22 protein-coding genes and 1 pseudogene are annotated in these 19,718 nt (G+C 70.2%); 11 read left to right on the top strand and 12 right to left on the bottom strand.

Annotated features, from left to right (window positions below):
* Positions 1-53: 53 nt before the first annotated feature.
* A complete protein-coding gene (locus ACFYZ4_RS09530) occupies positions 54-296 on the bottom strand; it encodes a protealysin inhibitor emfourin (protein ID WP_351293163.1) in 243 nt (80 codons plus the stop codon).
* A 587-nt stretch (positions 297-883) separates the two neighbouring features.
* Between ACFYZ4_RS09530 and ACFYZ4_RS09535 the strand changes: the two genes are divergently transcribed.
* Positions 884-1,993 (top strand): hypothetical protein, encoded by a 1,110-nt coding sequence (locus ACFYZ4_RS09535; RefSeq protein ID WP_390783479.1) that lies wholly within the window; start codon positions 884-886, stop codon positions 1,991-1,993.
* Between the two features lie 236 nt (positions 1,994-2,229).
* Positions 2,230-3,276, top strand: coding sequence for a glycoside hydrolase family 26 protein (locus ACFYZ4_RS09540; RefSeq protein WP_390783480.1), 1,047 nt, complete (start codon positions 2,230-2,232; stop codon positions 3,274-3,276).
* A gap of 41 nt (positions 3,277-3,317) precedes the next feature.
* Here ACFYZ4_RS09540 and ACFYZ4_RS09545 read toward each other — a convergent pair whose 3' ends face one another.
* Positions 3,318-3,914 (bottom strand): ABATE domain-containing protein, encoded by a 597-nt coding sequence (locus ACFYZ4_RS09545; RefSeq protein WP_351293169.1) that lies wholly within the window; start codon positions 3,912-3,914, stop codon positions 3,318-3,320.
* Positions 3,915-4,022: 108 nt separating this feature from the next.
* Here ACFYZ4_RS09545 and ACFYZ4_RS09550 point away from each other — a divergent pair, with 108 nt between their 5' ends.
* Positions 4,023-4,817, top strand: a complete 795-nt coding sequence (locus ACFYZ4_RS09550; protein WP_390783481.1) for an MBL fold metallo-hydrolase — start codon at positions 4,023-4,025, stop codon at positions 4,815-4,817.
* A 184-nt stretch (positions 4,818-5,001) separates the two neighbouring features.
* On the opposite strand, the gene ACFYZ4_RS09555 is transcribed toward ACFYZ4_RS09550, so the two are convergent.
* From ACFYZ4_RS09555 to ACFYZ4_RS09570, 4 genes are all read right to left on the bottom strand, one after another.
* Positions 5,002-5,784 carry a class F sortase gene (locus ACFYZ4_RS09555; RefSeq protein WP_390783482.1) on the bottom strand — a complete coding sequence of 261 codons (783 nt, stop codon included), beginning with the start codon at positions 5,782-5,784 and terminating at the stop codon, positions 5,002-5,004.
* The gene (locus ACFYZ4_RS09560) at positions 5,781-6,605 is read right to left on the bottom strand and encodes a hypothetical protein (RefSeq protein WP_351299992.1); all 825 of its coding nucleotides are present in this window, start codon (positions 6,603-6,605) and stop codon (positions 5,781-5,783) included. Before ACFYZ4_RS09560 ends, ACFYZ4_RS09555 begins: the two co-directional genes overlap by 4 nt.
* 132 nt (positions 6,606-6,737) lie before the next feature.
* Positions 6,738-7,187 (bottom strand): ribosome-inactivating family protein, encoded by a 450-nt coding sequence (locus tag ACFYZ4_RS09565; protein WP_351299989.1) that lies wholly within the window; start codon positions 7,185-7,187, stop codon positions 6,738-6,740.
* 448 nt (positions 7,188-7,635) lie between these two features.
* Positions 7,636-8,415: a helix-turn-helix domain-containing protein gene (locus ACFYZ4_RS09570; protein WP_390783483.1), complete on the bottom strand. Its 780-nt coding sequence runs from the start codon at positions 8,413-8,415 to the stop codon at positions 7,636-7,638.
* Positions 8,416-8,545: 130 nt separating this feature from the next.
* Here ACFYZ4_RS09570 and ACFYZ4_RS09575 point away from each other — a divergent pair, with 130 nt between their 5' ends.
* Entirely contained in the window at positions 8,546-10,072 is a 1,527-nt protein-coding gene (locus tag ACFYZ4_RS09575; RefSeq protein WP_390783484.1) for a PQQ-binding-like beta-propeller repeat protein, read from the top strand.
* Between the two features lie 57 nt (positions 10,073-10,129).
* On the top strand, positions 10,130-11,344 hold the full coding sequence (locus ACFYZ4_RS09580) for a hypothetical protein (RefSeq protein ID WP_390783485.1): 1,215 nt from the start codon (positions 10,130-10,132) through the stop codon (positions 11,342-11,344).
* Positions 11,345-11,391: 47 nt separating this feature from the next.
* Here the strand turns inward: ACFYZ4_RS09580 and cutA are convergent, their stop codons facing one another.
* The gene (gene cutA / locus ACFYZ4_RS09585) at positions 11,392-11,718 is read right to left on the bottom strand and encodes a divalent cation tolerance protein CutA (protein WP_390783486.1); all 327 of its coding nucleotides are present in this window, start codon (positions 11,716-11,718) and stop codon (positions 11,392-11,394) included.
* 100 nt (positions 11,719-11,818) lie between these two features.
* On the opposite strand from cutA, the gene ACFYZ4_RS09590 reads away from it, so the two are divergent.
* Complete coding sequence (locus ACFYZ4_RS09590) at positions 11,819-12,439, top strand: DUF4253 domain-containing protein (RefSeq protein ID WP_390783487.1); 621 nt, start codon at positions 11,819-11,821, stop codon at positions 12,437-12,439.
* Between the two features lie 58 nt (positions 12,440-12,497).
* Here ACFYZ4_RS09590 and ACFYZ4_RS09595 read toward each other — a convergent pair.
* A pseudogene (locus ACFYZ4_RS09595) lies at positions 12,498-12,870 on the bottom strand (LysR family transcriptional regulator); the annotation flags it as partial.
* Between the two features lie 522 nt (positions 12,871-13,392).
* Between ACFYZ4_RS09595 and ectA the strand changes: the two are divergent.
* The 4 genes from ectA to thpD all read left to right on the top strand — a co-directional run bounded on the left by ectA (position 13,393) and on the right by thpD (position 16,750).
* Complete coding sequence (ectA, locus tag ACFYZ4_RS09600; protein WP_390783488.1) at positions 13,393-13,953, top strand: diaminobutyrate acetyltransferase; 561 nt, start codon at positions 13,393-13,395, stop codon at positions 13,951-13,953.
* A 104-nt stretch (positions 13,954-14,057) separates the two neighbouring features.
* On the top strand, positions 14,058-15,326 hold the full coding sequence (gene ectB / locus ACFYZ4_RS09605; RefSeq protein WP_351299972.1) for a diaminobutyrate--2-oxoglutarate transaminase: 1,269 nt from the start codon (positions 14,058-14,060) through the stop codon (positions 15,324-15,326).
* Positions 15,327-15,389: 63 nt separating this feature from the next.
* A complete protein-coding gene (locus ACFYZ4_RS09610) occupies positions 15,390-15,809 on the top strand; it encodes an ectoine synthase (RefSeq protein WP_390783489.1) in 420 nt (139 codons plus the stop codon).
* A gap of 38 nt (positions 15,810-15,847) precedes the next feature.
* Positions 15,848-16,750: an ectoine hydroxylase gene (thpD, locus tag ACFYZ4_RS09615; protein WP_351589217.1), complete on the top strand. Its 903-nt coding sequence runs from the start codon at positions 15,848-15,850 to the stop codon at positions 16,748-16,750.
* Between the two features lie 146 nt (positions 16,751-16,896).
* On the opposite strand, the gene ACFYZ4_RS09620 is transcribed toward thpD, so the two are convergent.
* From ACFYZ4_RS09620 to ACFYZ4_RS09630, 3 genes are all read right to left on the bottom strand, one after another.
* Positions 16,897-17,142, bottom strand: coding sequence for an antitoxin MazE7 (locus ACFYZ4_RS09620; protein ID WP_384343693.1), 246 nt, complete (start codon positions 17,140-17,142; stop codon positions 16,897-16,899).
* Between the two features lie 93 nt (positions 17,143-17,235).
* Positions 17,236-17,847 carry a GPP34 family phosphoprotein gene (locus tag ACFYZ4_RS09625; RefSeq protein ID WP_351589213.1) on the bottom strand — a complete coding sequence of 204 codons (612 nt, stop codon included), beginning with the start codon at positions 17,845-17,847 and terminating at the stop codon, positions 17,236-17,238.
* Positions 17,848-17,996: 149 nt separating this feature from the next.
* A complete protein-coding gene (locus tag ACFYZ4_RS09630; protein WP_351299957.1) occupies positions 17,997-18,350 on the bottom strand; it encodes a hypothetical protein in 354 nt (117 codons plus the stop codon).
* 154 nt (positions 18,351-18,504) lie between these two features.
* On the opposite strand from ACFYZ4_RS09630, the gene ACFYZ4_RS09635 reads away from it, so the two are divergent.
* Positions 18,505-19,047, top strand: coding sequence for an MOSC domain-containing protein (locus ACFYZ4_RS09635; protein ID WP_351299954.1), 543 nt, complete (start codon positions 18,505-18,507; stop codon positions 19,045-19,047).
* 76 nt (positions 19,048-19,123) lie between these two features.
* Here ACFYZ4_RS09635 and ACFYZ4_RS09640 read toward each other — a convergent pair whose 3' ends face one another.
* A complete protein-coding gene (locus ACFYZ4_RS09640; protein WP_351299951.1) occupies positions 19,124-19,696 on the bottom strand; it encodes a helix-turn-helix domain-containing protein in 573 nt (190 codons plus the stop codon).
* Positions 19,697-19,718 lie beyond the last annotated feature (22 nt).

Below are 19,718 nucleotides of genomic sequence, written 5' to 3' on the forward strand. Positions count from 1 at the left end.
CGTGGTCGGTGGATCGTGCGGAGGTCAGGCCCTCCGGTGCCGGGTCAGGCCGGTCAGGTGCCTTCGCCGAGGACGGTACGGATCAGTGTCCGCTGGGCGTCGGTGAGGAAGGGGTCCTGCAGGTCGAGCACCTCGTCGTCGACGGTGATCCGGTAGTGATAGCCGTCGGCCACGGGGTCGACGGCCCGGTGCGCGAGTTCCTCCAGCTGTGCCGCGTCCGCGCGGTTCAAGGTGTCGAGGGCGCGGAGCTTCTCGTGGCCGGCGAAGCCTCCGGAGCGGGTGACCGTGATCAGCATGGCTGTTCCTCCCTGTTCGCAGTGGTGTCTCGCGGCCTGCACGTCGCAGCCACTCCTGCGGTTGCCCCGAACACCGGCCCGCTGTCACGGAACAAGCGAACAGCGGTACGAACGTCCGGAAAGCGCCGCTGCGTGGCCGGCCGCCCCGTCGTCCCGGTTGCTCACGCCGTCGCCCGATGCGCAGAACGGCCTAGCCGCGCGTGCCCGCGTTCCGGGCGACGGCGAGGCTGGGGGCATGACCGACGAGCCGATCGTGGTGGTGCATCCCCCGGACCGGAGGGGACTCCGTGAGGTCTGGGTGCGGGGCGAACCGGCCGGCAAGGTGTGGACGGCGCACGAGTTGCGTGACCTGCTCGACCGGTCCGGGCTCGCCGAGCTGGACCTCGACGACCAGGCCGTCGTGTGGCGCAGGGTGGGCCCTGACGTGTGGCCCGACCGGGCGGCGACAAGGTACGCGACCGGCGCCGTTCTGGTGGCGGGGCTCCTCGGCTGCATGGTCCTGCTCATTTCCGTCGGGCAGGTGGACGCCATCGGGTCCCCGTACTTCGCCAACAGGATGACGGGGTTCCTGCTCATGGCGGGGGGGCGTGGTGCAGGGCGTCGCGGCCATCGCGGCACCGGATTTCGTGGGCAAGCGGCAGTGGCCGTACTCCGGAGTGGTCATCATCGCGGGGGTGCTCATCGCACTGGCCGGAAATGGCCTGTTCCTCGCCATGTGGGCCGGGGAGAGGGAGTACGGGACCCCGCTTTTCCCCGTGTTCGTGGCGCTGTTCGTCTGGTCCCTGTGGGCGCTTTGGATTCTTTTTCGCGAGAAGACCTGGAGGACGGTCCCCCATCCGAAGAGTTTCGCGATCGGCTTCATGATCACCACTGCCCTCACCGCCGCCAATCTGGTCAAGTCCTCCTGGTACGAGCCGTCCGTCGCGCCGGTATCCGTCCAATCGAGTGCGAAATTCGGCAAGGCGACCCTCAAGGCCACCCCGGAGGGTGATTTCGTCTACGTGCCGGTGACGCTCAGGGTGAAGAACTCCGGGAAGGTGCCGGCGTACATCCTGGGGAGTGCCTTCTGGGTGGTCGGTCGGCAGTTCGCAGCCACGGCGGCGGACCGTACGGAGCAGGCCTGGAAGCGGGATCTGGAGGCGGGCAAGGACGTCGACCTGTATGCGAAGCCACCCGACAGCACGATGGTCAGTACCGGAGAAATTCTCGGCGCGGGCAGTTACGTGAATCCCGGGACGGAGTTCGTCGTGCAGAAATTGGTCCTGCTGCCGCAGTCGGCCGAATTTGACGCCCTGACGGCCGAGACGAAGATCCTTACGCTCCGGAAGGACAAGGCGACACTTCCCTCTGGCCTCAAGCCGCACGGATTCTCCTGGAACCCTGCGGGAGGGCCGCCGAAATGCTCTTGGCCGCAATGCGGCGATGAATTCGTCTACTACGTCGGATACGTCGAGCACAGCAACAACATCGTCAACGTGACCCGTGAGCCGCGCTACCTCAACTCGTGGTGGCGCATGTATGCGGGCGGGGGCAATTCAGAAATCTCGGCCGGAGTCAGGCCGTACCACCCGGCGCGGGAGGAGTCAGCCGACTGGGAAAGCGATGACATTTACGGGATCGAGAAGATCAAGGGCGGAGGCGATTTGGTTCCGTTCCAACCCCTGGTGGCGGGTGCGCTCAAGGACGCCGGGAAGTAGCGCGCCGGGCGCGATCACCACCCGGCCGCGACATGTTCGTCAACGGCACGCCACGCCACACACTTATGCGTGAGGGTGACGGCTTTCACCTGGTCGGGCCAATGGCGGGCGGCCGACTGCCGCAAATGGCCCAGCATCCGGACACCGGGCGTGCCGCGCGTCTGATGAGATGCCTAACGTCGCAGGCAGACACATCGGTTCGGTTCGGTTTGGTTCAGGACGCGTGTGGAGGTGTCATGTCCCATCGAGGCCGCTGGCTGGCAGGCGCCGGCGCAACTCTGGTCGCCGTCGGCCTGCTCGTCACCGGAGGCGCCGTCGCCACGCCGCCGGAAGAGAAATCCGGCAGCAGCCCCGAGTCCGAGGTCGCCGTGGGCGCCTATCTCCACTACGGCTCGCCCGGGGTCGAGAGGATGCAGGGGCTCTCGCGCTGGCTCGGGGGTTCCGAGCTGCGCGCCGGGCACACCTATCTGCCCGGCGACACCTGGTCGAACATCGAGGGGGCACCGGACTCCTTGCCCACCTGGGCCGCGTGGCGCAGGGCGCGAGCCGATCGGCTGTTCGTCCTGAACGTGCCCATGCTGGAGCGCAACGAGGCCGGCGTCCCTGACGGCCGGGTCGCCGAGCTGCTCCGCTCCGGCGCGCGGGGTGAGTACGACCACCACTTCCGGCGGCTGGCCGAGCGCCTGGTCGGCCTCGGGGTGCCGGACACGGTGATCGTGCTCGGCTGGGAGATGAACGGCTTCAACTACACCCACCGGTGCCGGCCCGATCCCGAGAACTGGAAGAAGTACTGGCGGCGCATCGTGACTGCCATGCGCTCTGTGGAGGGGCAGGATTTCCGGTTCGACTTCGCCCCCAACCGCGGCGTTGACGCGATCGCCTGGACCAAGTGCTACCCGGGCGACGACGTGGTGGACGTCATCGGCATGGACAGCTACGACCAGCCGCCCGGCGATTCCTTCGAGGAGCAGGTCACGCAGCCCTACGGACTCCAGCAGCAGGTCGACTTCGCGCGGGCGCACGACAAGCCCATCTCGTACCCGGAATGGGGGCTGTTCCGGAACGGCGACAACCCTCAATACATGCGGGACATGCTGGCCTGGATCGCCGAGCACAAGCCGCTCTACCAGAGCATTACCGACTACTGCCCACACGGCGTGTGGCAGTGCGGGCAGAACCCGCGCTCCGCACAGGTGTTCCGGGACTTCCTGTCCACCAAGCAGGGCCGCGGTCGCTCTTCCGGCCTCGACCGCGAGGACGACAAGGTCCAGCCGGAACCGTAAAGCGGGCCCCTCGGGGTGGCCGCCGGAGTGCTGGGGCCGGCCTACGTCTGCGTGCGGCGGGCGTAGGCGCGGGCTGCGCGGGCGCGGTCGCCGCAGCGCGTGGAGCACCAGTGGCGCCGGCCGTGCCGGAGGAGGTAGCGGGTGCAGGGGGTGGAGCCGCAGGCGGTGAGGCGCTCGGCGTCGGGGCCGGTGAGCAGGTCGGCCGCGTTGGCCGCGAGTACGGCGAGGGCGTGCTCCACGATCTGGGTGACGGGGTGGGCCGCCTCGCGGTACAGGCCGCGGGCCGGGTCCCAGTGGAGCAGGGAGGCGGCGGGCGCTCGGGTGAGCGCGCTGTTGACGGCGGTCAGCGCGGCGGCGGGGGCGGGCACTCCGGCGACGTGGGCGGCGAGCAGGGCGCGGACCTGTTCGCGCAGGGAGCGCAGCAGGCCGGCGCACATCTCCGCCAGGCCGGTGTCGACCGGGGCGAGGCCTCTGTCGACGAGCCACTGTTCGGCGGCGGCCGGGGTGCCGAGGAGATCGACGTGGTGCCCGCCGGGCAGGGAGATGGCGCTGTTGGCGAGGTCGAGGGCGGGGTACTGCTCGGCACCGGGTGCGGGCGGCAGCGGCTCGGCGGTCACGATCTCTTCCATGGCTCTCATGGTACAACTCGCGCTCTTCCGTGATTCTCACGTTAGAGCTTGCGTTCATCCGTGAGGAGCATCTACGGTGATCACGGATGAGCCACTCCCTATCCGTGAGGTTGCTTCATGTCTGCCACCGGCACCACCACCTTCGAGCAGTTCCCCGTCCGCGTCTTCGGCGGCCCCACCGCCCTTTTCGAGTACGGCGGTCTGCGCTTCCTGACCGACCCGACCTTCGACGCCCCCGGCGACTACCAGGTCCCCGGCGGCTCGCTCCTGGTCAAGACCGCACCCGCCACCGGCACCCCCGCTGACCTGGGACGCGTCGACGTGGTCCTGCTTTCCCACGACGAGCACGCCGACAACCTCGACACCTCCGGCCGGGCCCTGCTCGCCGACGTCCCGCTCACCCTCACCACCCCCGGCGGCGGCGAGCGCCTGGGAGGCAGGGCCAGGGGGCTGGCCAACTGGGAGTCCGTCGAGCTGGACCGTCCCGGCGGCGGCACCGTCACCGTCACGGGCGTGCCCGCCCTCCACGGCCCCGGACCGCGCGAGGAGGTCGAGCCGATCACCGGCCAGGTCGTCGGATTCATCCTGACCGGCGAAGGACTGCCCACCGTCTACGTCAGCGGCGACAACGCCTCACTCGGCGTGGTCAAGGAGATCGCCGCCCGCTTCGCCCCCGTGGACACCGCGATACTCTTCGCCGGCGCTCCCCGCTTCCCCGTCCTCTTCGACGGCGAACCGCTCGTCCTGAGCAGCGTCCAGGCCGCCGAGGCCGCCGAGATCCTCGGCGCCCGTCGGGTCGTCCCCGTCCACTACGACAGCTGGGCCCACTTCACCGAGGGCGGCGACCAGCTGGTCGCCGCCTTCACCGCCGCCGGGCTGGCCGACCGCCTGGACCTGGGCAACCGGGGCTGACCGACACCCGGCCGCGGGCCCCGGGGCACCGGCCACCAGCCACGCGCCTCGCACCACCGGCCACCGGCCACCGGCCACCGGCCATCGGCCACCGGCCCCGGGCGGCGGCCCCGGGCGGCGGGGGTCCGTCAGCCGCAGTGGGGACCTGCGTCTGACGGACGTCTTCCCGGCCCCGCCGGCCCGGCTACGCGGCGCCCGTCATACGGGCGAACACGACCACGTTGCTGTCGTAGTAGTGCTTCTTCGGGTCGAAGTCCCCGCCGCAGGTGACGAGTCGAAGACCCGCGTGGTCGAGGTTCTTGTAGACCTCCAGCGTGGGGAACTCGGCCTTCGGGTACTCGGCGACCCGGTCCACGGTGAACGTGACCGTCTTGCCGTCCCGCCGGGCCACCTTGATGGTGTCACCGGCCTTCATCGTCTTCAGCTTCTCGAACACGGCGGATGCTCCGTTCCACGTGACGTGACCGGCGATCACTGCCGGTCCCTGCGAACCGGGGGTCGGCCCCGGCTCGTACCAGCCCGCGAGCGCGGGGTCCTTCGGGGTCTGCATGGTGCCGTCCGCGTTCTGCTGGAGCGTCTCCAGGGAACTGGACAGGCCGAGTGAGGGGATCGTGATCTTCTGCGGCTCCGACCGGGCGAGGGCGGGCTCGGCCTTGCCCGCACCCCCCGTACCCGTACCCGTACTCGTACCGCTCTGTGATCCGTCCGCGGGTGCCGCGGAGTCACCACTGCCGGGCGCCTTCCCGGTGGTACCGGCGCCCGCGGTGGCCGGCGCCCCGCCCTGGAGGGCCTGTCCCGCCGGGGCGGGGGGCTTCGCCGTGTCCTGCCCGGCGCACCCCGCGAGGAGCAGCGCGGCGAGGGCGGCGGCCGCCAGGGACAGGGGACCTGCGGTCCGGCGCCGGGCCCGCGCGGTGGAGGCTGCGTGCGCGAGGACTGCGGGCGCGGTGTGCGCAGGAGCCGGCTTCACGCGCCGCCCCCGGTGGTCTTCTTGCGGACGGGGACGGCCACGGCACGCCTCGTTGCGACCGCCACCGCACCGGCCACCACCGCGAGTATGGCGATGGGCACACCGTCGTGCATCGTCACGGGCGCCGCCGCATGCTGCGCGGCACCTCCGCCGGTCTCGATGCCGCCGACCGGGATGGACCCCACGGCCGCGCCCTTGACCTCTCCGCAGTTGGTCGGAGCCGTGGCCTCCTGGGGCAGCTTGGGGTCGAGCTCGCTCTTGCCGGCTCCCTCGAAGTCGTACTTCTTGTTCTTGTTGCGGTCGATGCCGTGCTGCACGACGTGCAGGTCCTTGATGTGGTCGACGACGTCCTGGCCGACGGTGATCGTCCGCTTGTAGGAGACCTTGCCCAGCATGTCGGCGACGGGCATGCGGTCCACGGCGAGACCGCTGGTGGCCTTGGTGTCCCCGCCCGTGGTGAGGGAGATGTTGATGTCGCCGTAGTCGTGCGTGGCCTCGGTGTTGCTGAGGACCCCGTCGCGGTCGGTGTCGTCGGTGGCGTCCGGGCAGTGGAAGTCGTGGCCCTTCGTCGAGCCGTGCAGATGCTGGGCCGACGGCTGGCCGGGCACCATGCCCTTCGACTCGATTTGCACCGTGAGTTGGTTCCCCTTGAGGCTGAGCATGACCGTACCGCTGGAGCCCGATGCGTTCAGCTGCGCCAGGTCGATCTGGTACGCCTTTCCGCCCTCCGCGAGAGCTGGTCCGGAAAGGCCGAGGGTGAGGAACACGGCGGCGGGTACGGCAGCGAGAACCACGAGGCGACCGGTGCGCTTGACTATCACTTTCGCTCCTGTTCCGTGGATCCCCAGGGCGGGAATCGCAGGTCGTACGGGGTGGAGTCGATCCCCTGAGGAGAGGACTCGCTCCTTGTTCGGTGCCCCAACTCCCGCAGGCTGGTGACTATGTGAGGTACTTCAGACGACGGCCGCGGCTGACAGCCGCCCGCCGGTCATCCAGATGCATGACATCGCATCGGTCAGGGCAGGGAATCGGGCGGCCTCGCAGAGCATTTCCGAGAGCACGAGAATTCCGTGGGCGGTGTGCTTCGGATCTCGGTTCCGATGCAGCCAGACCACCGCGTCACCCAAGGGGCGGCGCCCCAGGAGGATCCCCGAACGCCGCACGTCGGCGGCCGACTCCAGGTCGGAGCGGCCACCGCCGAACGGCAGGGCCTGCGTCCGGCGGATTCCCGGTGGTGCGAGCGAGTCCCGCACGTGGCGGACGTACGCTTCCGGCGGCGCCTGCCCGTTCTCGAAGGTGTTGCGAAAACCGACGATGCGAAGGCCCGCGTTCTGCAGGCGGAGCTCGATGTAGAGCTCGACGAACAAACCTCGAAGCTGAATGCGCACGGGGAGGTGGGGCATTCCCCCCTCCCCGCGCCCGGCCCTGCTGAAAGCGCCCTGAGCATCTTCCGCCCTCGACCGGATGGTCGACGTCAGGACCCGATACTCGTCCACCGATGCGTACGCCGGGGAAAACGACACGGGTTTCAGCATGGCCGCCCGTATCAGGTGAAGGAGCCGGAACTCGGGCCCCTCGGAAGTAATCTGACCGCAATCGGTTCGATTCTGCTGCACTCACGCATGCACATCCACCGCCTTCGCCATCATTCCGATCGCCGACGGGGGTCATCGTCCCCATCGGCGGGATCGGTTCGGTTGGGACCTTTGTAGTCCTCCTGGCGGCGGCAGAACGAATACTTGGCCTCTCGTGCTAAGAAATCAGCGCACGATCCCGATGCCCGGAGGCCGACCAGCGCTCGTCAACGAGCCCTGGTGGGACCTGAATTGGCAGATCACGGGGACGGCGGCGTCACCATCCCGGTGCGTTGATGCGGTACTCGGCTCGGGAGTCTCCGCGCAGGGAGTTCGCCAGCTCGGCGACGTGTTCTGCCTGGGGCGCGGACAGGCGTCGGAGCTCCCACAGCACCGCCGCGGCGTCCACCGCCTCCGGGGCCGCAGGCCCAGGCGTCTCCGGCAGGACGACACCGGTCAGCGCGGCCAGTTCGCGGGCATCGATCCCCAACAGCGTGCCGAAGTCCGTCACCAGGCGCGGCGTCAGCTCCGCGCGCCCGTCCCCGATCACGTAGTAGGTGTAGGCCGACAGGTAGGTGGGCGTCACGACCGCCATGGCGTGCGCGAGGCCCGACCTGGACAGGTTGCGGTACCAGAACATGCGGATCAGCGAACCGCCCGGACCGTCCGCCAGTGGTTCGGACTCCTTGGGGACGAAGGGCGAACGGCGCTCCTCCTGGGGCAGCCCGCGGATGAACTGCAGGAGTTCGCTCCGTCCGGCCGCTGGGAGGTGGACCGCATCCATCACGATGTGCGCGATCCATGGGGTGGCCGCGGCGTCCAACGGCGTCAGGTCGTCCGGGACTTCCAATCCCGCGAGGATGAACAGGTCGGCGGCGTGAAAACCCAGCGCGGTCGCGAGCCGTCGGAGCAGTCCCTCGCTGGGGGTCCGCCCTGCGAGCACGCCTTGGATCTCGTCTGCCGTCACGCTCGCGCGGTCGGCCAACTCCCCTGCGCTGACACCTCTGTGGTCCAGCAAACACGTCAGCATCGCACTGAAATTCGGGGACTCCGTCATGCACACACCCTAGCCAGAGGCCCGCGAAAGGCCGCAGCCCGACCATGCCCATGATCACCCACCCGGTACGTTGGCCACGCCGCCCGCAGCGCGATGGGATGGGCCGTGAACGACAACGAGAAGGGGAGCCATGGCATTGCATTCCGAGGGCATCTCATCGCACACAACCCTCCACGACCAGCCGTTCCCCGAACTGCTCGGACCCGGGTGCCAGGCAGCGACCAGCACCGATGGCCAGTGGATCGCGGTCAGTTCGGTGACACACCAGCAGAGCCGGGTCGCCGTCTACCGCGTCGCCGACCTGTCCTGCGCCCACCTGCTGACCTTCACGATGGAATCCGAGTCGATGGCGTTCCACCCCACGCTGCCGCTGCTCGCCATCGCCCTCGACAACGGCGAGGAGTACGGCCGGGAAGGAGGTCTCACCCTTCTGGAGGCCGATACGGGCCACCGCGTCGACTTCACCGACCCGGCCTGGGGCATCGAGCCGGTCCGCTGGCTGGACGACCGCACCCTCGAACTCACCTTCTTCGCCCTGGAGCACGGCGAGGACAGCCTGATGGCCCGGGCGACCGTCGTACGCGAGAACTGGCTCGGCCTCGCCCCCGACGCCCTCGACCTGACCTCTCTCGACCGGACACCTCACGATCCCGAGGACCCGGGGACGTACGACGACGTACCGCCCGCGCTGCCGCTGCTGCACGCCCTCGCCGAACGGGCCGGACGCCGTTACGACGCGCGCGGCGGGGTCCGGGCCGTGGCCGGGCTCGGCGACGGCCGGGTGCTCGCCACCCGCAAGCATGTGGCGGTCGAGTGCTGGGCAGCGGACGGGTCGGCGCTGTGGAGCGTGCCGGCGCCGTCCGCGCGCCCCGGCACCCGGATCGAGGTGGCCGCCGACGAGCGGACCGTACGTGTGGCCGTCGCCGGGCCCGACCGCCGTGCCCGGACCGACTTCCTGCTCGTCGACACGGCCGACGGCACCGTCCTCGACCAGCACGCGGTGCCGTTCTCCGCCGCGATGTCCGCGCGCACGGACGGGGTCTGGGCGATCAGGGACACGTACGACCGCGACTCCGGGACCGAGCCGCCCAACACGCCCAACACGCGGATCTTCGCCGCCGACGGCAGCCCGATCGGATCGGTCCATGTGCCGGACCGGTACGACCTCGTCCCGCTCGACGCCCGCCGGTGCCCCGAGCTGCTGTACCTACGGAGGGGTCGGCGGGGGCGGTGGGACGTGGTCGCTCTCGCCCCCGATGGCGGGGCCGAGAGCGTGCTCTTCACCGTCGACGCGCCGCTCGGCCGGGCGGTGTACGCGTCCGATGGCGCCGGCCCCACTCTGTTCCACGGGCGGACGGAGCTCGTCCGCCGGGTCTTCCCGTCCGGTGAAGTCCTCTGGAGCCGGCCGCTGGAATCCGAGGTCCTCGACCTCGACGCGCACGCCGGGGTCCTGTACGCCCTGTGCGCCGACGGCAGCCTCGTCTGCGTCGACGCGGCCGACGGGTCGGTGCTCCACCGGCACCCCCTTCCCCCGTACGGCCCGCTGTCGCTGCACGCCGCTCCCGACGGCACGGTCCTCGTCGGCACCGCCGCCGGTCAGATCCTGCGCCGGCCGGCCACCCGCGTCCCGGACGGGTCGGAGTCCGAGTCCGAGTAATCGACATCGGGGGTAATCCGCTGAGGAGCACGCCGGGGTGCCCAGTAGCATCCCCGGATGCCGAACATCGAGACCTTGACGCCCGCTGCCGGGCACACCGACTCCGCCGGACTGCGGGCGTACGACCCCGACCAGCTCGCGCGGTGCGCCGTCGACGGTGCGCAGCCCTGGTGGCGCCGAACGGCCTGTGTGGAGGCGCTGGTCGGCCGGGTGCCGCAGGCTCGGGTCGGCGAGCTGCTCGCGTGCGTCCGCGACACCGAGGACTCCGGGACGGTCCGCAAGGCGCTGTTGGAGCTCCTTTCGGACCGGGCCGAGCTCCTCCCCTGGCTTCGGCACGAGGACCGGCGGCGCGAGGAGGCGTACGGCATGCGGGAGGCGGTCCTCCAGGCGCGCGGGGCCCTCGGGGACCGCACGGCGGCGGCCGAGTTGGCGACCCTCGCGTTCAGCCACTGGCAGACCAGGCGGGCGGTCGGGGAGGCCGGACTGGATGCGCTCATGGACCGGCACGGGGTGGAGGCGGTGCTCGCCGAGCTCGGAGGGGGGCGGCCGGAGGAGCGGGCCGTCGCCGTGCGCGTGCGGGACCGCGCCGGTGAGGACGTCACCGACGCGCTCGCCGACCCGGACCCCGAGGTGGCCCACCTCGCGCAGTCGCTGCTGACCTGCCCGGACCGGCTCCGCGCCCGCCTCGCCGAGGCTCCGACGGCCGACGCCGCGCTGTGGGCCGCGTACGCGCTGCACCGGCTGACCGGTGACGTCGCGCAGACACGGGCCGCGTACGAGGCTCTGGGGCGCCCCCGGGTGGAGGTCGACGGTCTGGACGAGGAGATCCGCCATGCGATCGTGCACGAGTACGGGCACGAGTGCGAGAAGCAGAGCGACCCGCGCTGGCGGATCGAGGCCCTGTGCACCGAGCCGCCGCGGCCGCCGGACGAGGAGCGTCAACTGGCTCTGGCCACGGCCGCGCTGGCGGCGGCGGGGCTGGCTCCCCGTACTCCGCTCTCCTGCGGCGATGCCCACCGGCAGGGCGGCGGCACGTACCACGTGATCGGGTACGGGGAGGGCGGCAGGAGCGAGGTCTTCATCAGCACGTTGGGGCGGTTCGCCGGCGACCACGAGGACGATCCCGCCGCGCGCGCCGCCCTCGAGGCGGCCGGCTTCCGCTGGATCGACGGGCCCACCGGGGCGATCCGCGTCACCGGCCTCGGCGTCTACTACTTCGGGGCGCGCGAACCGCTCGACGTCCACACGCTGCTGTTCTACTGGCAGGACTGAGGTCGCAGCCGTCCTTGTGGTTCCGGGCGACGCGGCCGGTCCGGCTCCTACTCCCGGGCGGTGGTCTCGTTCACCGTCCAGGCCAGGTACTCCTCGGAGGATCCGACGGTCGGCAGCACGATCCACTGCGGCACGTCGGACGGGTGGCCCTTGTGCACCCACGCCGCCAGCGCGGTGACCTTCTCCGTGGTCGTCTGGAAGGAGACGCGGTACTGCCGCTCGTGCTGGATGGCGTCCTTCCGCCAGGAGAAGGTGGTCATCCGCGCGTCGATGTGCGCACCGGCCGCCAGCCGGGCCGCCACCGCGCTCCGCGCCATCTGGTACGCCTTCTCCTCGTCGTCCAGGGTCGTCTGTGCGATCACGATGCCGGCCACGCCGGTCCTCCTTGTTCGGGTTCCACCGACTCTACTGTCGGAGGCGGCTGTTAGCCTCCCGGCGATTGGTTTCACAGATGGGGCAATTGGGGGGCCGGCCGTGCACGAACGCACTGTGGACCAGATTCTGGGCGAGAGCTGGGAGAGCTACGCGCAGGAGGAGATCGCGAGTGCCGGCGAGCACTACCCCGGCCGGGACCGGGTCGTCGAACTCTTCGGCGGGCCCGATCCGTTCGAAGAGGTCGTCGCTCCCTTCGGCGTTCGGTGGCCCGGGCTGGCGGCCGCGCCGGCCGGGCCCTGGGCGGATGCCGAGCAAGTGGCGGCGCGGGTGCTGGCCGACCTGGCGGAGTACGACGCCGACGCCGGCGCCTGGGGGTCGTACCTCCTGGACAGGGCGTACCGCAGCGCGGACTTGCCCCTGCTCGCCGAAGAGCGCGGCCTGGAGGGCGCGGGCTGCCGGCCGTACGGGATGGACGAGATGTGCGTGGTCCTGCGGTCCTGGGAGGAGCGTTTCGGTACGCGGGTGGTGGGGCTGGGGAACGACCGCGTGATCGTCTCCGTCGCGGCACCCGTGAGGACGACTGGCGAAGCCGAGGCCATCGCCGCCGAACACTTCGCGTTCTCGTCCGACAACATCACCCAGGGCCACGACGAGACCCTCCGCGCCTACGCGGCCAACCAGATCGTGGGCAGGCAGGTGTGGTCCTTCTGGTGGGACTAGGCCGTCTCTTTCGCATCTCGCTCCCCCAGCTACCGCTGGGAGGTGCCCCCAGACCCGCCAGGCTCGGCGACACCCCCATAAGGCAGTCCTCACCGGAGGACGGTCCGGCGATCCAGCGCTGACCGTGCAGGTCGGTCACGTCGACGAAGTCCGCGCGGGCCAAGGGGTGTTTCCTGGGCACGGCCAGGCAGAGGGCGCGGGCCAGTGCCGGGGTGCCGCCTTCGCGGCTGATCACGCGCAGGCCGGGATCACTGCGCCGGAGGGCGGCGAGGGCCTGCGCTGGGCACTTGGCCCAGGCGTACGGTGCCGCCCGGTTCGGGCAGTACAGACAGTTCGCGGGCGGTGGCATCGATCTCGTCGAGGACGACCGGCGCGCGGCGCATGACGACCCGCCCTGCGGCGGTCAGCCGTACGCCGTCCCGCCGCCGCTCCCGCGTTCGCCTCGGCCTGGCAGGGTCCGCTGCACGTCCTGGTCAAACAACGCGGGCGTCATGGCTTGTCCCGAGCACTAGCAGTCTCCTGTCGTGTGGGACGACGTCCGCTTCGGTTTCCGGCGACCCGTGGCTCGCGTACGGCCAGTCGAAGACCGCCAACATCGGTGGAGGCCACCCGGCGCTGGGCCGACGACAACATCACCGCCACCTCCCCTACTCGCGCACACCGGCTGAGAACACGGAAGCGCACTCTTATTGCCTCGCAGCCGTGATCGAAACCCCCGACCGGCCGACGAAGAGATCACATTCAAGTGGCACATATGAGACAGGACAAAGGCGTTATCTGCTTGTTATAAACACGGGGGTGCGGTGGAAATGTCAGCGTTTTTCACATGAATACGAGCTCCACGGCGGTGCTCCACGCCCCCGGAAGGCACCTGCAAATATCACGAGCCACACCGGTTCCGTAACCCCTCGAGGCCATGCAATTTGCTCGAGCGCTGGGTAACTTCGGCCCGCATGACTGCTCAAGCAGAACTGGACCGTTACAGGAAGACCCCGCCGCCCATCCCGTCCACTCCGACCACCTCGACGACGTACATCGACCGCCCCCGCCCGGGTGACGGCCCGCTGCTGTGGCGCCTGGCCCGCGATTCCGGGTCGCTGGACCTCAACTCGGCCTACAGCTATCTCCTCTGGTGCCGTGACTTCGCCGGCACCTCCGCGGTGGCCCGCGACTCGTCCGGGCACCCCGTCGGATTCGTCAGCGGATACCTGCGGCCCGACAGCCCCGGAACCCTCCTCGTCTGGCAGGTCGCCGTCGACGAATCCGTCCGCGGCCTGGGCGTCGCCGGGGCGCTGCTCGACGGCCTCTCCGCCCGTGTGGCGGCAGAACACGGACTGAGCGCCCTGGAGGCCACCGTCTCCCCCGGGAACCTCGCGTCGGAGCGGCTCTTCGCCTCGTACTCCGAACGGCACGGCGCCACGCTCACGCGTGAAGTGCTGTTCGCCGCAGAGGAGTTCCCGGACGGCGGGCACGCCCCGGAGGTCCTGCACCGCATCGGGCCGCTCCACTTCTGATCCCGGTTCCCTTCCGTTCCGGGCCGCCACCCCGAACATCCCGAGCACCTCGAATACCTCGAACATCCCGTACCGAACACCCCCACGTTCATTGGAGAGTTGCCTTGACCATGACCGAGCCGGTCCTGTCCGTATTCGAGACCGTGGAGTCCGAGGTGCGCAGCTACTGCCGCGCCTGGCCCGTCGTCTTCGAGCGCGCCACGGGAAGCCGGTTGTACGACGAACACGGCCGCGGCTACCTGGACTTCTTCGCCGGCGCCGGGTCCCTGAACTACGGCCACAACAACCCCGTCCTCAAGCGGGCCCTGCTCGACTACCTGGAGCGGGACGGCATCACGCACGCGCTCGACATGGCGACGACCGCCAAGAGGGCCTTCCTCGAAACCTTCCGGTCCCACGTCCTCGAACCCCGCGCACTGCCGTACAAGGTGATGTTCCCGGGGCCGACGGGGACCAACGCCGTCGAAGCGGCGCTCAAGCTGGCACGGAAGGCCAAGGGCCGCGAGTCGGTCGTCTCCTTCACCAACGCCTTCCACGGCATGTCGCTCGGCTCTCTCGCGGTCACGGGCAACGCCTTCAAACGGGCCGGCGCCGGTATTCCCCTGGTCCACGGCACGCCGATGCCGTTCGACAACTACCTCGGCGGCCAGACCCCCGACTTCCTCTGGTTCGAGCGCCTGCTGGAGGACCAGGGTTCCGGCCTGAACCATCCGGCGGCGGTCATCGTCGAGACGATCCAGGGCGAGGGCGGGGTCAACGTGGCGCGCGCGGAATGGCTCCGTGCCCTCGCGGACCTGTGCCGGCGCCGCGACATGCTGCTGATCGTCGACGACGTCCAGATGGGCTGCGGCCGGACCGGCGAGTTCTTCTCCTTCGAGGAGGCGGGCATCACTCCCGACATCGTCACCCTGTCCAAGTCCATCAGCGGCTACGGGCTCCCCATGTCCCTGTGCCTGTTCAAGCCCGAACTGGACCTGTGGGAGCCGGGCGAGCACAACGGCACCTTCCGCGGCAACAACCCGGCGTTCGTCACCGCGACCGTGGCCCTGGAGACCTACTGGGGCGACAACACCCTGCGCGAGCAGACCCTCGTCCAGGGCGCGCGCATCGAGAGCGCGCTGGGCGAGCTGTGCGCCGAACACGGCCGGCTGGGTGCGACGTACCGGGGCCGCGGTCTGGTCTGGGGCATCGAGTTCGCGCAGAAGGAGCGCGCCGCGGAGGTGTGCCGGAGGGCCTTCGGACACGGTCTCCTCGTCGAGACCTCGGGCCCCGAGGGCGAGGTCGTGAAGCTGCTCCCGCCGCTCACCGTGACCGGCGACGAACTCGACGAGGGTCTCGACATCCTGGCCCGTTCCGTCCGCGAAACAGCCTGACCGGCACCCCCGTACCACGTAGCACGTACCACGTACCACGCACGCACCACGAAGGGCATCACCATGATCGTCCGCTCGTTCCGGGACATCGAGGGAACCGACCGCCACGTCAGGGCGGCATCCGGCACCTGGGAGAGCAAGCGCATCGTCCTGGCCAAGGAACGCGTCGGCTTCTCGCTGCACGAGACCGTCCTGTACGCCGGCACCGAGACGTCCATGTGGTACGCGAACCACGTGGAGGCCGTGGTCTGCACGCAGGGCGAGGCCGAGCTCAAGGACGAGGAGACCGGCCTGACCTACACGATCACGCCGGGAACCATGTACCTGCTCGACGGCCACGAGCGCCACACCCTGCGCGTGAAGCAGGAGTTCCGCTGCCTGTGCGTCTTCAACCCGCCCGTGACCGGCCGGGAGGACCACGACGAGAACGGCGTGTACCCGCTGCTCACCGAGCCCGAACCGGAACCCGAACAGCACAGCTGACGTACCCGAACACGCAGAGAGGAGAGGCAGGCACCACCATGACCTACGCATCCACCCGCACCGTGAACGACCTGTATCCGACCCGGGGCTCCGAGGAGGTGCTGACCGGCCGCGTCGACCCCGTCGTCTGGTCCGAGCCCGGCACGCCGGGCCCGATGTGGGCCCACGAGCTGGAGAGCTTCGAGCGCGACGGCTTCCTGTCCGTGGACGAACTCATCACGCCCGACGAGGTGGACGTCTACCGGGACGAGATGGACCGGCTGCTCCGTGACCCGTCGACGCTGGCCGACGAACGGTCCATCGTGGAACCGAACTCCCGCGAAGTACGCTCCGTCTTCGAGGTCCACCGGATCAGTGAGGTGTTCGCGGCCCTCGCCGCCGATCCGCGCGTCGTGGGCCGAGCCCGGCAGATCCTGGGTTCCGAGGTGTACGTGCACCAGTCCCGGATCAACGTGAAGCCCGGGTTCGGCGCGAGCGGCTTCTACTGGCACTCCGACTTCGAGACGTGGCACGCCGAGGACGGGCTGCCGCACATGCGCACCGTCTCGGTGTCCATCGCGCTGACGCCGAACCACACCACCAACGGCGGCCTGATGATCATGCCCGGCTCCCACCGGACCTTCCTGGGCTGCGCGGGTGCGACGCCGAAGGACAACTACAAGAAGTCCCTCCAGATGCAGGACGCCGGCACCCCGTCGGACGAGGCGCTGACCAAGTTCGCCTCGGCGTGCGGCATCAAGCTCTTCACCGGCAAGGCGGGCTCGGCCACCTGGTTCGACTGCAATGCGATGCACGGCTCGGGTGACAACATCACGCCCTTCCCGCGCAGCAACGTGTTCCTCGTCTTCAACAGCGTCGAGAACCGGCCGTCGAAGCCCTTCGCCGCCCCGGTGCGCCGTCCCGGGTACATCGCGTCGCAGGACTTCACCCCCGTGGGCTGACACTCGCGTCCGCTTCGGGCCTCCGCCCGCCATCGGTTCCGGGGCGGGCGGAGGCCCGGAGCCCGGCGCCGACGCAGGGCGGACGGCGGGCGCAGGGCGCCGGGCGCCGGGCGCCAGTGCTCCCTAGTCGATGTGCAGCTGCAAGATCAGGCCGCCCGGTGTCCGCTCGCGGACGACGGCAGCCCGCCGAACTCGCGGTCGAACGCCTCCGCGATGCCCGGCCGGCCGACCGCTTCGCGGAACGCGGCGGTCGCCCGGCCGAGGGCGAGCTGGTTCTCCTGCTCGATGGCAAGCTCCGCCAGATAGGCGCGCACGCTCATGCCGTGCGCGGCGGCCACCGCCGCGAACCGGTCCCGGGTCACCGAGTCGATCTTCACAGTCGTATCTGCCATACCTCTGAGTATGCACTCATGAATACCTTCACGAATACCCTTCGGGGATTCACCGGTCCGGGCGCGGTCCCGCACGGCCCGGCCACCCCGTCGTCATCCGCCGCCGCCCCGCCAGATGTTGTCGAAGGCCGCGTCCTCGATGGCGCGCCGTTGTCGTACGGACGCCAGTTCCACCAGCGCGTCGCTGACGGCGGCCAGCACGGTCGCGACGTCGTCGTCGGCCACGTCCGGAGCGTCTTCGGTCTGCTTTCCTCCGACTCCCACGGCTCCCGCGAGGGTGACGAGGACGGGTTCGTCCGCTGCCCAGCGGGCCGCGGCCTGGCGGCGGGCGGGCGTATCGGCCAGCACCAGCTGACCGGCCCGGAAGGAGATCCCTTGGCGACGTTGCCGGACGAGCTGCCCGTCAGCCTCCAGCTCGGCCTGATAGGCCACGGAGAGGCCGCGGCCCCGGCGCCACAGCCAGTCGGCGACCGATTCGTAGGGCTCCTCCCGGACGAGCGACGCAGCCGCCTCCTCCAGCAGGCGATCGGCCGGGGCGGCCTGATCGCCCGGCACGATGCGATCCCCGTCCAGCCCGACGGCCCCGGCCGCGAGCAGGTCGATCACCTCGGCCCCGGCGAGCGCGAGCGACAGCTCCCCCTGTTCGACAGGGCTACCGGACCCCGTGTCCATGGCAATGATCAACAAGTCCCGCGGTGTGGTCATCAAGGGCTCCTCTCAACCGTGCAGGCAGGTCGCCGCCCAATTATTGATCGACTCGGCCCCCGACGGTCGTGAGAATGCGCGTGCGCGTCGGCCCCGTCCGCCGCCCGGTGCGCGGCGAAGGCCGTCGCCCGGGCGGTGACCGCCCTGTCTCAGCGGAACTCGTGGACCACCTGGATCTCGCCGACAATGTGGGCGTTGAACTCGTCCAGCTCCTCGGCCGGAACCCACAGCTCGAGGATGGTCCGTCCCCCGGCCTGCTGGACGGGGTACCGGCTCAGGAACTCCGACTCGACCTCGAACCGGGTCACGAAGCCGACTCCGCTGTGCTTCACGTTCCAGTCCCGCGCGATCTTGATCGCGTAGTCCTCGTTGAGGACCGGGTAGAAGATCGGCTGCTCGGGGAGGCGGGGCGGCCACGCACGCCAGTTCAGCTCACGGACCAGGTCCAGCTCCTCGGGGCCGGTGGGGCGCCACAGGGTCGTCGTCGCACGCTGGCTGGTCATGTGAATCGCTCTCTGAACGCGGGAGGCCCGCTGGTACGGCTGGTCGGAGACCGGACGATACCGGCGCCGGGAGCTCGACACCCACACAGTTTCCCTTGAGCCCGGAGGGTTAGGGTCGTAGCTGATCAACACCACTGAGGAGGGGGCTCCCAGGATGTACGGGACAGTCACGGCGGTCAGCAGCAACAGCGAGTACTCGTTCACCAAGCCGAACCGGGACAGCATCACGCTGCTCGCCGGCCTCGGGGTGGAAGGTGACATCCATGCGGGTGTGACGGTCAAGCACCGCTCGCGCGTCGCGCAGGACCCCACGCAGCCGAACCTGCGTCAGGTCCACCTCATCCACGAGGAGCTCTTCGCCGAGGTCGGTGCAGCGGGATTCGACGTATCGCCGGGTGATCTCGGCGAGAACATCACCACGCGCGGAATCGATCTGCTCGGACTGCCCGTCGGCACGCTGCTGCACATCGGCGACGGTGCCGTGCTGGAGGTGACCGGCCTGCGCAATCCCTGCCTGCAGATAGACAACTTCCAGGACGGACTGCTGAAGCAGGTCGTCGGCCGCGACGAGGCCGGGAACGTCGTGCGCAAGGCCGGAATCATGTGCGTCGTGAAGGAGGGCAGCTCCGTGCGCCCGGGCGACACGATCAAAGCGGAGCTTCCCGGCGGGCCGCACCGCCCCCTGGAGCGGGTCTGACCCCTCCCCGTGGGCTCCCCGCGGGCTCCCTGTGGGCTCCCCGCAGGCGGCCGATCGGCACCGCTCCGGCCCCGGCTCAGCGTGGCCGGAGCCCGTCGAAGACCACCTCGAAGATCCGCTCCCGGGGTTCCGGGTCCGTTCCGAGCTGTTCCATCGCCCTGCCGGTGCCGGCGAGGAGGGCGATGAACTCCGGCAGGCCCAACTCGGGGCGGACCGCCCCGGCGCGCTGCGCGCCGGCCAGCAGATCGGCCAGGCGGGCCTGGATCTCCATCGTCGGCCCCTGCAGGGACGCGTGCACGTCCACCCCCGCCGCGGCGAGCGCCTGGGCGAACTCGTTCTTCCCCTCGGACTGTTCCACCACGAGGCGGAAGCAGGCGAAGAAGGCCTCGGCGGGCCCGGCGTCGGCGGCCAGCTGTGCGGTCCGGGCCGCCATCGTCTCCAGCCTGCGCACCATCACCGCCTCCAGTAGCGCCTCCTTGGTGGGGAAGTGCCTGAAGAGCGTGCCGACCCCGACCCCGGCGGTTCGTGCGATCTCCTCGGTCGGCACGCTGACGCCGCGGGTGGTGAACACCTCCGTGGCGACATCCAGCAGCCGGGCCCGGTTACGGGCCGCGTCCGCCCGCAGCGGGCGTTCCTGAGCGCCACTCATGCTTCTCCCTCTCCCGTCTTCC

Origin of the sequence: Streptomyces sp. NPDC001513 (assembly GCF_042894695.1) — a bacterium.
Taxonomy (GTDB): domain Bacteria; phylum Actinomycetota; class Actinomycetes; order Streptomycetales; family Streptomycetaceae; genus Streptomyces.

Bases quoted from the DNA above. Each gene is read 5' to 3' on its own strand.
- ACFYZ4_RS09530 (WP_351293163.1), bottom strand. From the start codon at position 296: ATGCTGATCACGGTCACCCGCTCCGGAGGCTTCGCCGGCCACGAGAAG.
- ACFYZ4_RS09540 (WP_390783480.1), top strand. From the start codon at position 2,230: ATGTCCCATCGAGGCCGCTGGCTGGCAGGCGCCGGCGCAACTCTGGTC.
- ACFYZ4_RS09545 (WP_351293169.1), bottom strand. From the start codon at position 3,914: ATGAGAGCCATGGAAGAGATCGTGACCGCCGAGCCGCTGCCGCCCGCA.
- ACFYZ4_RS09550 (WP_390783481.1), top strand. From the start codon at position 4,023: ATGTCTGCCACCGGCACCACCACCTTCGAGCAGTTCCCCGTCCGCGTC.
- ACFYZ4_RS09565 (WP_351299989.1), bottom strand. From the start codon at position 7,187: ATGCCCCACCTCCCCGTGCGCATTCAGCTTCGAGGTTTGTTCGTCGAG.
- ACFYZ4_RS09570 (WP_390783483.1), bottom strand. From the start codon at position 8,415: ATGACGGAGTCCCCGAATTTCAGTGCGATGCTGACGTGTTTGCTGGAC.
- ACFYZ4_RS09575 (WP_390783484.1), top strand. From the start codon at position 8,546: ATGGCATTGCATTCCGAGGGCATCTCATCGCACACAACCCTCCACGAC.
- ACFYZ4_RS09580 (WP_390783485.1), top strand. From the start codon at position 10,130: ATGCCGAACATCGAGACCTTGACGCCCGCTGCCGGGCACACCGACTCC.
- ectA (WP_390783488.1), top strand. From the start codon at position 13,393: ATGACTGCTCAAGCAGAACTGGACCGTTACAGGAAGACCCCGCCGCCC.
- ACFYZ4_RS09610 (WP_390783489.1), top strand. From the start codon at position 15,390: ATGATCGTCCGCTCGTTCCGGGACATCGAGGGAACCGACCGCCACGTC.
- thpD (WP_351589217.1), top strand. From the start codon at position 15,848: ATGACCTACGCATCCACCCGCACCGTGAACGACCTGTATCCGACCCGG.
- ACFYZ4_RS09620 (WP_384343693.1), bottom strand. From the start codon at position 17,142: ATGGCAGATACGACTGTGAAGATCGACTCGGTGACCCGGGACCGGTTC.
- ACFYZ4_RS09625 (WP_351589213.1), bottom strand. From the start codon at position 17,847: ATGACCACACCGCGGGACTTGTTGATCATTGCCATGGACACGGGGTCC.
- ACFYZ4_RS09630 (WP_351299957.1), bottom strand. From the start codon at position 18,350: ATGACCAGCCAGCGTGCGACGACGACCCTGTGGCGCCCCACCGGCCCC.
- ACFYZ4_RS09635 (WP_351299954.1), top strand. From the start codon at position 18,505: ATGTACGGGACAGTCACGGCGGTCAGCAGCAACAGCGAGTACTCGTTC.
- ACFYZ4_RS09640 (WP_351299951.1), bottom strand. From the start codon at position 19,696: ATGAGTGGCGCTCAGGAACGCCCGCTGCGGGCGGACGCGGCCCGTAAC.